We start from the raw sequence: 13,662 nt of genomic DNA, 5'->3' as shown, positions 1-13,662 counted from the left end.
GCCCCCCGACCGCCGGCGGGACGAGCCACAGCGCCGGACCGGATCACAGAGATCCCACAAGAAGCGCCCCTACGGTGCCTCCGCGGAAGCCGGCAGCGAGGGGGAGCACCGTGGATCGCACACGTCGTCTGGGCGGCCGTTACCGTCTGGAACAGGTCCTGGGCCAAGGGGGGATGGCCGAAGTATGGCTGGCACAGGACCTGCTGCTGTTCCGCCCGGTCGCGGTGAAGGCGCTCCGGCCGGAACTGGCGGCCGACGCCGAGCACTGGGCGCGTTTCCGTCGTGAGGTCGTCTCGACGGCCCTGTTGGGCCACCCGTCCGTCGTCGCCGTCTACGACGCGGGCGAGGACACGATCGACGGGCACCTCGTCCCGTACCTCGTGATGGAGTACGTCAAGGGGACCACGCTGCTCCAGTTCGTGCGCGAGGCGCGGATCGCTGGACCCGAGCAGGCCCTGGAACTCACCGCGGGCGTGCTGGAGGCGCTCGATCACGCCCACCGCCACGGCATCGTCCACCGGGACATCAAACCGGCGAACGTCATGCTCTCCCACGAGGGCACCGTGAAAGTGGCGGACTTCGGCATCGCGCGCTCGGTGGACCGGGCCGGCGCGACCCTCACCCGCACCTCGGTGGTCGTGGGCACCGCCGAGTACCTCTCGCCCGAACAGGCCCGCGGCGAGCAGGTGGACGTCCGCACCGACCTGTACTCGACCGGCTGCCTGCTCTACGAACTGCTCACCCGCCGCCCCCCGTTCACCGGTGACACGCCGCTGGCCGTGGCGATGAAGCACCTCTCGGAACCACCGGCGCCTCCCTCCGCGCACGCCCCGCGGCTGCCCGCCGCCTACGACACCCTGGTGCTGCGCGCGCTGGCCAAGGACCGGGCGGACCGGTACCAGACCGCCGAGGAGATGCGCGCAGCCATCGAGGAGGTACTGGCGGACCGTGCCACGGCGGTGGCCGCCCCGCCGCCGCCGGAGCCACCCGCGCCGGGCCGGCACACCCAGCCGCCGCCACCCCGCGATCCCCACGAGGAACGCCCTGTGCGCCGACGGGGCGTGCGCCGTTCGCTCCAGGCGACGGCGGTGCTGCTGGCGGCCGTGTGCACCTACCTGGTCACCGGATCCCACGCCCCCGCTCGTCCCCGGATCGTGGCGCCCTCGCTGATCGGCGACACGATGGGGGAGGCCCGGTCGAGCGCCCAGGCCGCCGGTGCGCGCGTCCAGCCCGTCCGGCACCGGCCGTGTCCCCACCCCGGCACGCCCGCCGGCCGGGTGTGCGAGCAGACCCCCTCGCCCGGCAGCCAGGTGCCACGTCACGCCCTCCTGCGGGTCACCCTGTCTCCCGGCACACCTCGTCAGGGGTAGAGCCCCGCCCGTCCACCCGCCCCCGACGTCAGCCGCTGACCGGCACTGGTACCCGGGTGCGGACCGCCGGCAGGCCGCCCGAAGACGTGGCGTGCGAGCCGGCGACGCGTCCCACCGGGGTCAGCGGGTGAAGGTGAACCAGTTGACGTTGGTGAAGTCCGAGCTGCTGCCCGAGAAGACCAGATAGACGTCGTGGACACCGGTGGCGGAGGCGACGATGTTCGCCGGAACGGTCTGCCAGTTCTGCCAGCCGCCGTTGTTGGCGAAGTCGATCTCGGCGATCTTCGTGCCGGTGGTGCTGTCGAGCCGCACCTGGACGGCACCGCTGACACCGGCGGCGGCGCCCGAGGCGAGCCGGGCCTCGAACTGGGCCGGGGAGGCCGGACCGAAGTCGACGGAGGAGAACTTCAGCCAGTCGCCGTTGGAGATGTAGCCCACGTCGCTGCCGCCGCCGGTGTCGGAGCAGCTCTCGGTGGTGGTCCCGCTCTGCGCCGCGTACGACTCCGCCTGGATGGTGCCGTAGGCGCTGACGGTGCTTGAGCCGCCCCCCGATCCTCCACCGGAGCCGCCGGCGCCCAGGGTGATGCTCCAGGAGGTGGGTGCCCCGTCCTGGATGTGCCCGTCGACGGGGGCCGAGCCCGTCGGGCCGACGTCGTCGTAGGGGAAGGCGTAGCCAATGCCGGCGTACTTGTGGACCAGCCGCGCGTAGTGGTTGGTGATCGAGTCCGTGTAGTACCGCGAAGGTGCCACGCCGTCGGGCTGGTTGTTCCCGCCGGGGACCAGGAGCGAGCTGCGGTTGAGCGCGGCGGCGAGCCGGGCGGCTATCGCCCCGCGGGCGTCCGCGCCGGAGTTGTAGAGGGGCCCGGACGCGCAGCCGAAGATGTCGGAGGCGCTCGGCCTGGTGAACGGCACGCCGTCGGTGTCGAGACCGGAGAAGACGATGGCGTTGCCGGAGACGGTACCGGTGTAGGAACCGATGCTGCCCTGGCCGTTGATGGTCAGCGGGGTGGAGGCGTAGTGGCTCCAGACCCGGTTCAGGTAGTCGTCCCAGTAGCCGCCGAAGTCCACCGGCGAGTGCGAGGGCGACATGACGCGCAGCACCGCACCGGAGGAGTCGGTGACCACCAGCCTGTCCCAGGGGGCCCCGTCGGAGGCGTGCTGTGCCTGGAGACCGGAGGCGATGGAGGCGAGGGCGCCGGAAGGCAGCGGACTGACCGACTGGTTGCCTCCGCTGCCGGTGCTGGCCATCGAGAGCGGCAGCGCGACCATGTCGACGTACGAGATGTTGGCGTAGAGGTTGGCGCTGTTGAAGGTGAACTCGCAGAACGTCCAGTTGGTGGCCCAGTTGGGGTCGGAGCTGACCAGGGCGGGCTGGACCACGCCGGGCACGGCGCCCGGGTTGACGAAGAACTGGAGCTTCTGCCCGACCGAGAACCAGACCCGCCCGCCGATGACGTGGTCGGTCAGGGTGACGGTTCTGGCGGCCGAGCCGGAGACGCCCAGCGCGATGGAGTAGTCGGCGATGGGGGTCACCGGGGACGACGGACTGGGCAGCCGGTTCAGGGCGCCGTTCGCCGAGACGAAGACCGGCCAGCCGCTGCTGTCGGTGCCGGAGATGTAGGCGTAGACGGTGTCGTGGCCAGAGTTGTTCGCCAGCTTCACGGGGAGCGAGACTCCCGCCGCCGCGGCTGGGGAGGCCAGCGGTGAGAAGGGGCTGAGCGCCGCGGCGGTGGCGGCACCGGCTGCGGCCAGGAAGGAACGTCGGGAAACCACAGGGGCCCTCCCGGGGGAATGTTGTTCCGTGTGGGGTTCTGTGCGGGGGTGACGCTATTGGACTGGACCAATACAGTCAAGGCTCCGGAACCCTCGCGTTCACCGGACGTCCCCCTGGCCAACCGCACGTACTCTCAGGGCAGTTCGGGCCCGATGCCCTCGTCGGGTGCGACGTACCGCTCCCGCAACCGCGAAGCGGGCTGGTAGTTCGGTCCCGCGGTTTCGTCCACGCGGGCGAGCAGCAGCTCACAGGGGGGTTCGAGACGCTCCGCGAACTCAGTGGAGAACTCCGGTCCGAGCAACCGCCAGGGAAGGGAGGTCAGTTCGTCGGTGAGGTCCTCCAACCGCTGGCGCAGCCGGAGCCCGGAAGGAAGGAGCCTGTGCTCCTCCGCGAGTCCCTTCCGCGAGAGCGTCTCCCAGCCCTCGTCGATCTCCTGTTCCGTCCGGCCCCGGGATCTGCACAGCCAGTCGTCCTCGTACCCCAGCCACTCGTTGTGGACGATCGAGGCCTCCGAGGGCGTCAGACCGGCCGACGCCAGCAGGGCCCAGTGCGTGTCCCCCCGCCATTCGCGGAGCGCGTTCACCGCGTGCCAGCCCGACAGCAGAGGATCCCGCGGCCGGGGCATGGACGCGGTCGCGGCGAACAGCACGCGCCCCAGCCCCGGGAGGCGGTCGACCGCGGACCACAGCGTGGGCCCCATCTCGGCCAGCGGCTCGACGATGCCGGGCGCATGGCGGGCCAGCCCCTCGGCGACCGCCTCGTCCCGCATGTGCCAGAACTCGCGGAAGGCGGTCGCGTCCCCCTTCAGGAGGTCGAAGGCGAGGGCGATGCCGGCCGCGCTGATGGTGCCGAACGCGGCGGTCAGGGCCTCGGGCCCGGCGGGCGCGAGTGGCGCCCCCCGGGAGGCGATGTAGCCGAGCGGTCCCGGGAGGCCGCGAGCCCCGAACCGTGCCACTGCCCCGGGGTCCCAGAAGATCCACCCGACGGTCGTCTGCACGGAGCGCGCGTTGCGACGGCTCGTCTCGCGCCAGTCGCTGTCCGGGACCGGTTCCTGCCGTTCGGCGAAGGATTGTGACATGTCCGGGCCTCTCAGCAGCTTCGGGGCCAGAGGGTGAACGCGCCGGGCGCGTGCATCCAGTCGAAGGTGGTGACGCTGGAGTGGCCCTGCTGGGCGAGGTACTGGACGCGTTGGGCCGCGGCGGCGGGATCGGGGTCGGTGTCGTCCAGCGTGGGGGCGACGCTCTCGGCCGAGCCCTCGACGGTGAGGTAGTGACTGCGGCAGTACCACGACATGGCGTACCCGTCGTTCAGCCAGCGGGTGGCCTGGGTGTCGAAGAGGACGAACCACGGGCGCAGGTCGGCACCGTAGACGAGGCGGGGGTCGCCGCTCGGGCTCGGCTTGGTCATGGCCGGCCACATCGAGGCCTCGCCGAGCCTGCCCGCTGTCGACAGGTCGGCCAGGTGCTGGGCATATTCCTGTTCGGTGGACAGGTTGTCCAGCTTGTAGCCCGCGAGCTTGTTCTCGATGGTGCCGGTGATCGGGAAGACGATGAACTTTCCCCGGAGCCGGCTCCAGGTGGGCCAGGCACCGGCCTTCGCCGCCGCGTCGAGGGTCGGGTAGGTGGTCCCGAGCATGGCCGCGGGTGTGAAGAGGTTCCCGGCGCCGAGGTGTCCGGCCACCAGCCGGTCCAGCTGGGCCGGCCCCATTCCGGCATCGGACCGGAAGCCCCACTTGAGTTCGAGCTTGACGTAGACGGGGTCGTGACCGGGGTGCGCGTCGCTCCAGGCCCTGAGATCGTCGAGGCAGGTCCTGAGGCTGCCGTTCTCCCAGGTGGTCCTGAAGACGCCGGATCCCGTGGTGTAGGTGCAGTTGTTGTCGTTGACCAAGGGGTCGGAATGGCTGACGACCCAGCCGCCGGGATCGCCGTAGGTGGTGTACGTGTCGATCTCCAGCAGGTGTGCTCCGAGGTCGAGGCCTGCGGTGATCGACTTGGACTTGCTCTTGTCGTACGCGTTGTGCAGTCCGGACGCGGAGATCTGGTCCAGGGGAAGGGCGTCGAAGGCCGATGTGTCCGCCGCCGCTTCGACCGCGGCGGCGTGGCCGGGCGTCGTGGCGGCCAGCGGCGAGGCCAGGGCGAGCAGCACGGTGGCGGCCAGAGCACAGGTTCTGCGGCGCCATGAACGGGCGTCCGTTCGAGCGGAGGGCATCGGAACTCCTTACGTCCGGGGGAGTCGCGCGCGGCGCGATCCGGGCAGGGAGGCGGGATCGCCGTCGTCCGCGCGCGGTCAGGGCTTGGCTGACCGTTCTCGTGACTCGGCGGCGGCCCAGGTGAAGATGCCCTGGGCCATCAGGGAGGCCTCGGACTCGGCACGCGCCTGGTTGACGTCGGCGCGCACGGCGTGCACGGCGGCGTCGTCGGGGGCGGCCTGTACCGCGAACTCCGCGAGGTGGCCGGCGATCCTCAGCTCGCCCGCGTCGGCGTAGCGCCGGGCCGCGTCCGACAGCGCGGCCGCACCGCCCGCGAGGTCCGCCAGGGCGGTGGCGAGCCGCCCGTCAGGGGCCGGTTTGAGGTTGGCGGGGTTGCCGTCGTACCAGCCGGCGTAGCGCCGCCACAGGTTGCGCACGATGAACTCCGGTTCGTCGTACTTGGCTTGCAGGTAGACCCGGTCGGCGAGACGGGCGGGTGGCCGTACGGTGTGGATGAGTTCGTCGAGCCGGGCCCCGGCGTTGAGCCCGTCCAGTGTCTGCTGGACCAGGCTCTCCAGCCATTCCGCGGTCTCGGTGAGCGCCAGGCGGATCCGGTCGGCGCCGAAGACCGGTGCTCCGTGCGAGGGCAGCATGATCTCCGCGCCCAGGGCCGCCATGCGGCGCAGCGCGAGCGCCCACTCGCGCGGGTGGCGTTGCACCTTCTGGGGGTTGCCGCAGTTGGGAGACACCCAGATGAACATGTCGCCGGGACACAGGACACGGTGTTCGGGTATCCAGGCGACGGTCGCGTCGTCGGTCTCGCCCTCCACGTGGAAGAGCTCGAAGGTCAGTTCACCGCGCGTCAGGGTGAGCCCGTCCCGGTAGGTCACGTCGGGCCTGCGGTACCGGGTCGGCCAGGACAGGTCCGGCGCCTGGAACTGCCGTTGGTTGACGAGGGTGTTGTAGCCGCCCGTCAGGAGGTAGCGGTCGAACCTTTCCCCGACCCTCTCGTGGGCGAACACGGTCGGGCGTGGCGCGTCCTCCGCGTCGAAGGGACCCATCCCGAAGACATGGTCGATGTGACCGTGGGAGAAGACGGCGGTGCTCACCCTGTCCCGGCTCCAGGCACGGACGGCCTGGTGGAGCCCGGCGGCGGCCAGCGGGTTGCCGGTGTCGAACAGGATGACCTCGCCGTTCGTGCGGAAGGTGACGACGTTGCCGAAGCCGGGGTACCAGCCGACGCCGTCGACCACCTCGATGACGCCGGAACCCGCCTGCCCGGCACGGACGATGCTGTCGTCGACGGCACCCTGCCAGACCTGGTCTGCGTAGTCGGTGAGGGAGAAGTCCATGGTGCCCATGCCACCGTGGACGGGTGTGCGCGGCAATCGGCCCCGGGGCCACCGACGGCTGCCTACGGTTGTGACATGTCACAACCAGACGCTGCACGGGACGGCGCGATCCGGCTGGCCGCGCGCCTCGAACCGCGGGTCAACTGGCTGGCCAGGGCCATCGTGGAACGTCAGCGGGCCGAGGTGCCCGGCTTCGACCTCCTGCCCGCGGAGCTGCGGGACGTGGAGATCGCGGCGACGGCCCGCCTTGCGATACGTGGGTTCCTCCGGCATGTGCGCGGCCTGCCCGACATCGACACGGGGGTGTTTCGGGAGCGCGCCGCCGAGCGCGCCGAAGAAGGGCTTCCCCTGGTGCAGTTGCTCAGGGGGTACCACGTCGGCGCCGAGGTACTGCTGGACGTGCTGGGCGAGTTGGCCCGTCCCGGCGAGGAGGCGGCGCTGCAGTTGCTGACCCGGATGGAGCTGCGGGCGCTGCAGGCCACCGTCGAGAACGTCACGGAGGCGTACCTCGCGAGCCTGGCCGACCGGCAGGCGGCGACACGGGAGCTGGCCCGGGCGCTCATCCGTGGTGAGGAGCCCGAGGCGGTCGCCACCCGTCTCGGAATGTCCCTGGAACCCGGCTACCTGGTGCTCAGCGTGCGGGCCCCGGGGCCGGGGACGCCGGTGGCGGCACGCAGGCTGCTGCGCCGAGCCCTCGCCCGGCTCGCCCCGCCGGCCGAGGGCCGCGTGCTCGGCCTTCCGGACGACTTCGGTGGCTGGGTCCTGCTGCCCGCGTCGACCGCGCTCGACGCCGTCGCCGACCGGCTCGCCTCCTGTCCCCCGACGGCGCCTATCGTCGGCGCCGCCACCGCGGACACCGCGGGGGAGGTCCCCGCCGCGGCCGAACGGGCCCGCCGGGTCGCAGCCGTCGCGGACGCACCCGGCGTGTACCGGGTGCGGGACGTGCTGCTCGACTACCACCTGTCGGGGGCCCCGGACAGCGCACCCGAACTGGACGCCCTCCTGGAGTCGCTGGACCGGCATCCCGGCCTGACCGCGACGGTGGCCGTCTTCCTCGACTGCGACTTCGACCGGCGCCGTGCGGCTCACGCACTCGACGTGCACCCCAACACGGTCGACAACCGCCTGGTCCGCATCGCGGAGTTGACCGGCGTCGACCCCCGCACCGCCCGCGGTGTCCAGCTCTTCGGCACCGCCCTGACGCTGCGCCGGATCGCGGGCCGGGAACACCAGTAGCGTCCCCGGCGCCGGCCGGCCGTGTCGTCAGCGCCTCACTCGCCCCTCGGATTCCGGGGTCCGCTCTTCCCAGTGCGCAGGAGGGCGCGGTTCGTTCGGGTGGAGGCCGGCCGCGCCGATCTCCGAGTGCGCCCGCGCCGCGAGCTGCTCCGCGCCGCATCTCTCCGCCAAGCCGGAGCCCTCGAAGAGCAGTTCCGAAGCCCGGTGGACCTGGCCCGAGCGCCTGAGGGCGATGGCGAGGTCGACCTGTGCCTCGGCGTACAGGTGCTGGTTCGGGGACTTGCCGAGCGTCTCCACCGCGCGCTCCAGCAGCGCCAGGGCTTCCCCGTCCTCGGCCACCGCCGCGCTGAAGCGCAGTGCCTCGCCCACGGCGGTGGGCGTGTCGTAGCGCTCCGCGCGGTGCAGTGTCCGCGCCGCGAGAGCGCGGGCGCCCGCGGGGTCCTCCGGGGCGAGGGCGAGGGCCAGGTGTCCCGCCCAGGGGCACCAGGTCGGATTGAGAATGCCCTTGGCCTCCAGCCGTTCCCCGGCGGCGGTGAGTTGGGCGATGGCCTCCGTACGACGGCCACGGACGAGCAGCAGACGCCCGTACAGCGCCTGGGGGTCCGGGAAGACGACCGCGTTGGGGAAGGGAGGCGCGAAGTCGTGCAACTCGGCGACGCTCAGCGCCTCCTCGGTGTGGCCGCGGGACAGGAGGACGTCGAGCAGCAGGCCGACGGCGTACCACTTGGCGGGCAGCCTGGGGCCGACGCGGTCGGCCAGCCGGACCGCCTCACGCCCGCAGCGCTCGGCCTCGGCGAGCATCCCGCGCCGGAAGTGGACCAGACCGAGGAGGCTGAAGCCGAAGGAGAGGTGCGCGCCGCTCCACCCGACCTGCTGGCACTCGGCGATGGCGGAGCTGAACAGTTCCTCCGCGCGGTCGCACTGGTCGGCGTACATGTAGCCGAGTGCGGTGATGCTGGGCAGCTCGAAACCCCAGTCAGGGTCGGTGTAGCCGAGCCCCACGGCGTGTGCGGCGACCGCCAGCGCGCTTTCGGCCGGCTCACCGCGCAGGGTGGCGTCCCAGGTACGCAGGCACAGCAGGGCCTTCTCGCCCGCGTTCTGCCCGGACAGGTGCTCGGCGAGCCGCGCGAGCCGTCGCGAGCGGACAGAGGCCTCCGCCTCGTGCGTGTCGAAGACCAGCCACAGGTGGTGCGCGGCCTGCAGCCGCAGCCGCGCCCCGTACGACCGCGCGTGGGCGGCCTCCGCGCCCACCACGGCGGCCGCCTCGCCGAGTTGGTCGTTGTGGGCGAGGGCCTGCGCCAACCGGAAAGTGGCGTCCTCCCTGAGCGTGGGATCGAGGTCGGGGAGCTCCAGGGCCGCCGAGAGGTGGTTGACCGTGGTGGCCGGGGAGGTGAGCAGGGCGGAGCAGCCGAGCTCGTAGAGCACCGCCGCGCGCTCCTCGGCCGGGGGCGGTTCGCGCAGCGCGCGCTCCAGGCAGCGGCGGGCGGCGTCCGGAGCGCCCTGGCGGAGGTTCTCCCGCGCGGCGGCGCGCAACTGCTCGACGGTCTGCGGGTCGTTGCTCGGATGGGTCTCCAGCAGGTGCCGGGCGGCGACCGTGATGTTCAGGCCCGCGTCGGTCACCGCGGAGGCGGCCTGTCCGTGTATGGCGGTGCGCATCGCCGGGGGGATGGCGCGGTACACGGCGGTGGCGATGAGGGGGTGGACGAACTCGAGCGTCCTGGTGCCGGTCAGGATACGGGCGACGCGCAGTCTGTCCGTGGCGTCCTGGGCCTCGGCCGGCGGCAGCCCGGCCACCGAGGCCGCCAGTTCGGGGGAGATCTCGGTACCGAGCACCGCCGCCGACCAGGCGAGCCGCACGGCGCCGTTGCCGAGCCTCTCCAGCCGCTTGACCAGTCCGGTGCCGCGGGACGACGCGCCGAGGTTCCGCAGCAGGTGGGCCGATTCCTCGGTGGGGGACAGGCCCCGGTCCTGGACCTTGGCGACGAGTTCGACGCTCTCGTAGGGGTTGCCGCCGGTGACCGCCCAGCACTCACGGCAGAAGGCGTCGTCCGCGTCCGGTCCGAGTGCGCTGCGGACGAGCTTCGCCACGGAGTCGGGGCTGAGGGCGCGCAGGTTGATCGGGTGCGAGCCGCGGCCGCCGACGAGCTCACGGAACGCCGTGGCCTCGGCGGGCAGTTCGTCCGGGCGGTACCCCAGGACGATCAGGACGGGAAGTTCCTGCACCCGCACGGCGAATGCGGCGAGCCAGGCGAGGGACTCCGCGTCACCCCAGTGCGCGTCGTCGACGACCATGACGATCGGTGCCTTGCGCACGGCGAGCTGGGTGAGGACCCAGTCCAGGCCGTCCCGTACGCCCTGCGGATCGGGCATGGAGGTACCGGCCTGCTGGGCGAAGAGGCCGACGGCCGGCCCCGCGATCTCGTACCAGCCCCCGAAGATCTCGCGGCGCTCGGCCTCGTCGCAGGATGCCAGGACGGGTTGCAGGAGTTGCCGGACGACGTGGAAGGGAACCGTGTGCTCCTGCTCGCTGCCGCGCGCGGACAGGACCGTGCACCCTCGGGCGGCGGCCATGCCGCGGATCTCGGCTAGCAAGGTCGTCTTGCCCAGTCCCGCGGCGCCGCTCAGGAAGAGCAGGCCGCCACGTCGGCCACCGCTGTCCGCCGAGCGCGCGCAGAGCGCCTCCACCGCCTCCCGCGCGGCGGCGACTTCGTCGTCACGCTCGTACAGAGGCGCGCCCGCCCGGCTGGGGCCGTCCGAACCGATTCGCCGCTCGTTGCGCTCCTGTTCCGGCACGCTGTTCCCCTCGCTGTTCGGCCTGTCGGCCAGCCTAGCGAAGTGGGACGATGCGCGGCAGAAATGTGCGGGAACCATGCCGGCGGCCTTCCCGACACCGAGCCGAAGTGGTAGACCGCGAGCACCGCGACGGAACCCCGAGTGGACGCTCGCTCCTGCCCGGACATCCGCCGACGCGACGGCGCCCTGCCGTGGAGCAGGGCGTCAACGGCGCCGCGAAGCACGTTCCACCGCACGAGGGACCTCCGATGAACCTCGACGAACACACCACCCCCGCCTCAGGCGGTCGAGGTTCCCCTCGGGGGTCGGATGGGGTGGGGTTCTGGGCGTGGCTCGGGGGGCCCGAGAGGGGGCTTAGGGGAGGTCGGTTGTGGTGGGGACGACGATGCCGTACAGGTCCTCGATGGTGGCGAGCGCGCTGTGGTGGAGCTGTTCGGCCGGGACTTCGGCGACGGCGGTCCTCAGGGTGCGGGTGGCGCAGGCGGCGGCCAGCTCGCCGAGGCCGGTGTCGAGGAACGCGTTCGGGGCGCCCTTCACCACGGTGGCCTCGCCCTCGACCGGGGCGACCCGGGGGTGGATCCGGCCGATCTCGGCGCGGATGTCGTAAAGGGCCCTCGCCGCCGTCGTTGACGACGTGGATCCGAGTACCGGCGCCGGTCCCGTCCAACGGCCCTGTAGGGCTTGGTCGTTCAGGACGGGCGGCGTCTGTCAGCCGACGCCGTCGTGCCCCAGGCGGAGATCCACCTGCCGGTCGTCCCCGTCCCCCAGCGCCACGTCCGTGGCCACCGGCGCGTAACCGGAGGTGACGACGGTGTAGGCGCCCGGGGCCAGGTTGCGCAGGGTGTACGTGCCGTCGGCGACCGTCAGCGCCGAGGCCACCACCTCGCCCGAGGTGTCCAGCAGGGTGACGCGCGCGTCGGCCACGGGGAGGCCGGTGTGCCGGTGACGCACGGTCCCGTGCACGCCGCCCAGCCCGGCCAGCGTGACGTCCGGGACGGCCCGTTCGGTTCCGGAGCCCACGCGCACGGCGCCGGGCTGGTGTCCCTCGGCCGACACGACCAGCGTGTACGACGAGGAGGGCTCCGTCGCCGTCAGCGTGTAGGTGCCGTCATCTCCGGTCCTGGCGAGCGCCCTCTGCCGGCCGGACCCGTCGACGAGGGTGAGGGCCGCGTGGGCGACGGGCTGTCCCGCGCTGTCGCGCACCCGGCCGCGCAGCACCCCCGCCGAACCGCCCGCCTGCACCCCGCCCGACGGGCCCTCCACGACCGGTTCCGGGGCAGGCACCGCAGCCGCAGCCGGCTCCGGCGAGGGGCTCTCGCTCGCCGTGTCCGCCGTGCGGCCCTTGATCAGTGAGGCGAGCGCGGCGGCCAGGGACATGGCGATGGCGAGGGAGAAGACCACGACCAGGCCGTCGTGGAAGGGCTGCGAGATCAGATGGGGGAAGAACTCGCGTCCGGTGAGGTGCGCCGTGGCCGAGGGCGACAGGTGGGCGAGGATCGACGGACCCAGCAGGTGCTGGATCGGGTTGTAGCCGAGGAACGCGGCGAACAGGACGCCCACGGGTGGCAGCTGCGCGACGTTGTGGGCGGCGCCGGCGGGGACGCCCTGGGCGGTCAGCCCGGACGAGAGGGTGCCGGACAGGGTGCCGGAGAGCCCGGCCACCATGAGCGAGAAGAACACGCCCATGGACAGCACCATGCCGGCGTTCTGGAAGGTCGCGCGCATGCCGGAGGCGGCACCGCGGGCGTCGGCCGGCACGTTCGACATGATGATCGCCGTGTTGGGAGCGGCGAACAGGCCGCCGCCGAGGCCGTTGAGCAGGATCAGGGCGGCGAACACCCCGTAGGAGAAGTCGCTCGGCAGGACGAGCAGCCCGGCGAAGGACAGCGCCATCACCAGGAAGCCGGAAGCGGCGAACAGCCGTGCGCCGAACTTGTCCGACAGCGCACCGGAGAGGGGCCCGGCGAGCAGGAAGCCGATGGTCAGCGGGAGCATGTAGATGCCCGCCCACAGAGGCGTGTCGGCGTAGTCGTAACCGTGCAGCGGCAGCCAGATGCCCTGGAGCCAGATGATGAGCATGAACTGCAGACCGCCCCGTGCGACGGCGCCCAGCAGGGTGGCGGCGTTGCCCCCGGCGAAGGCCGCGTTGCGGAACAGGCGCAGCGGGAACATCGGCTCGGCGACCTTCATCTCCACGACGCAGAAGACCGCGAGCATCGCGGCCCCTCCGACCAGCCCGGCCAGCACCCACGGGCTGGTCCAGCCCATCGTGTGGCCGCCGTACGGCTGGATGCCGTAGGTGATCCCGGCGAGCAGCGCGGTCAGGCCGACGGCGAAGGTGATGTTGCCCCACCAGTCCATCCGCCCCGGCCTGCGCACACCGGTCTCGTGCAGGGACTTGTACGCCCACACCGTGCCGATCAGGCCGATGGGGACGTTGACCCAGAAGATCGAGCGCCAGTTCCAGGTGACGAGGACTCCGCCGAGCACCAGTCCGAGGAACGAGCCGGCGATGCCCGCCACCATGTTGACCCCCAGGGCCATGCCGCGCTGCCGCATGGGGAAGGCGTCGGTGAGGATCGCCGCGGAGTTGGCCATCAGCATCGAACCGCCGACGGCCTGGACGATGCGCCAGCCGATCAGCCACAGGGCCCCGGCACCGCCGTGGAAGGGGTCGAGCGAGAGGACCACCGAGGTGAGCGTGAAGATCAGGAAGCCCGCGTTGTAGATGCGGACCCTGCCCATCATGTCGCCGAGCCTGCCGAGCGCGACGACCAGGACGGCGGTGACGAGCATGTAGCCCATCAGCATCCACAGCAGGTAGCTGACGTTGGCGGGCTCCAGCGGGTCGAGGTGGATGCCGGTGAAGATGCCGGGCAGCGAGATCAGGACGATCGAGCTGTTGATGGTGGCGAGGAGCATGCCCACCGTGGTGTTGGTCAGCGCCAC

General features: G+C 72.1%; 8 protein-coding genes and 1 pseudogene. 2 read left to right on the top strand and 7 right to left on the bottom strand.

Features of this window, described 5'->3' with window-relative positions; all coding sequences use genetic code 11:
• Nucleotides 1–110 precede the first annotated feature (110 nt).
• Entirely contained in the window at nucleotides 111–1,370 is a 1,260-nt protein-coding gene (locus ACZ7FF_RS08315) for a protein kinase domain-containing protein (protein WP_470810480.1), read from the top strand.
• 120 nt (nucleotides 1,371–1,490) lie between these two features.
• Here the strand turns inward: ACZ7FF_RS08315 and ACZ7FF_RS08310 are convergent, their stop codons facing one another.
• The 4 genes from ACZ7FF_RS08310 to ACZ7FF_RS08295 all read right to left on the bottom strand — a co-directional run bounded on the left by ACZ7FF_RS08310 (nucleotide 1,491) and on the right by ACZ7FF_RS08295 (nucleotide 6,693).
• On the bottom strand, nucleotides 1,491–3,143 hold the full coding sequence (locus ACZ7FF_RS08310; RefSeq protein ID WP_470810478.1) for a beta-1,3-glucanase family protein: 1,653 nt from the start codon (nucleotides 3,141–3,143) through the stop codon (nucleotides 1,491–1,493).
• A gap of 134 nt (nucleotides 3,144–3,277) precedes the next feature.
• On the bottom strand, nucleotides 3,278–4,222 hold the full coding sequence (locus ACZ7FF_RS08305; protein ID WP_470810476.1) for an SCO6745 family protein: 945 nt from the start codon (nucleotides 4,220–4,222) through the stop codon (nucleotides 3,278–3,280).
• 11 nt (nucleotides 4,223–4,233) lie between these two features.
• Nucleotides 4,234–5,352 (bottom strand): Ca2+-dependent phosphoinositide-specific phospholipase C, encoded by a 1,119-nt coding sequence (locus tag ACZ7FF_RS08300; RefSeq protein WP_470810475.1) that lies wholly within the window; start codon nucleotides 5,350–5,352, stop codon nucleotides 4,234–4,236.
• A gap of 78 nt (nucleotides 5,353–5,430) precedes the next feature.
• Nucleotides 5,431–6,693: an alkyl sulfatase dimerization domain-containing protein gene (locus tag ACZ7FF_RS08295; RefSeq protein ID WP_470810473.1), complete on the bottom strand. Its 1,263-nt coding sequence runs from the start codon at nucleotides 6,691–6,693 to the stop codon at nucleotides 5,431–5,433.
• 66 nt (nucleotides 6,694–6,759) lie between these two features.
• On the opposite strand from ACZ7FF_RS08295, the gene ACZ7FF_RS08290 reads away from it, so the two are divergent.
• On the top strand, nucleotides 6,760–7,920 hold the full coding sequence (locus tag ACZ7FF_RS08290; RefSeq protein ID WP_470810472.1) for a PucR family transcriptional regulator: 1,161 nt from the start codon (nucleotides 6,760–6,762) through the stop codon (nucleotides 7,918–7,920).
• A gap of 27 nt (nucleotides 7,921–7,947) precedes the next feature.
• Here ACZ7FF_RS08290 and ACZ7FF_RS08285 read toward each other — a convergent pair whose 3' ends face one another.
• From ACZ7FF_RS08285 to ACZ7FF_RS08275, 3 genes and pseudogenes are all read right to left on the bottom strand, one after another.
• Nucleotides 7,948–10,713: an ATP-binding protein gene (locus tag ACZ7FF_RS08285; protein ID WP_470810471.1), complete on the bottom strand. Its 2,766-nt coding sequence runs from the start codon at nucleotides 10,711–10,713 to the stop codon at nucleotides 7,948–7,950.
• Nucleotides 10,714–11,067: 354 nt separating this feature from the next.
• A pseudogene (locus ACZ7FF_RS08280) lies at nucleotides 11,068–11,365 on the bottom strand (cysteine hydrolase family protein); the annotation flags it as partial.
• Between the two features lie 56 nt (nucleotides 11,366–11,421).
• Entirely contained in the window at nucleotides 11,422–13,635 is a 2,214-nt protein-coding gene (locus tag ACZ7FF_RS08275; protein ID WP_470810606.1) for an MFS transporter, read from the bottom strand.
• Nucleotides 13,636–13,662 lie beyond the last annotated feature (27 nt).

It is taken from the genome of Streptomyces sp. NPDC037126, assembly GCF_055605965.1.
This window is presented reverse-complemented; position numbering and strand designations above follow the sequence as displayed.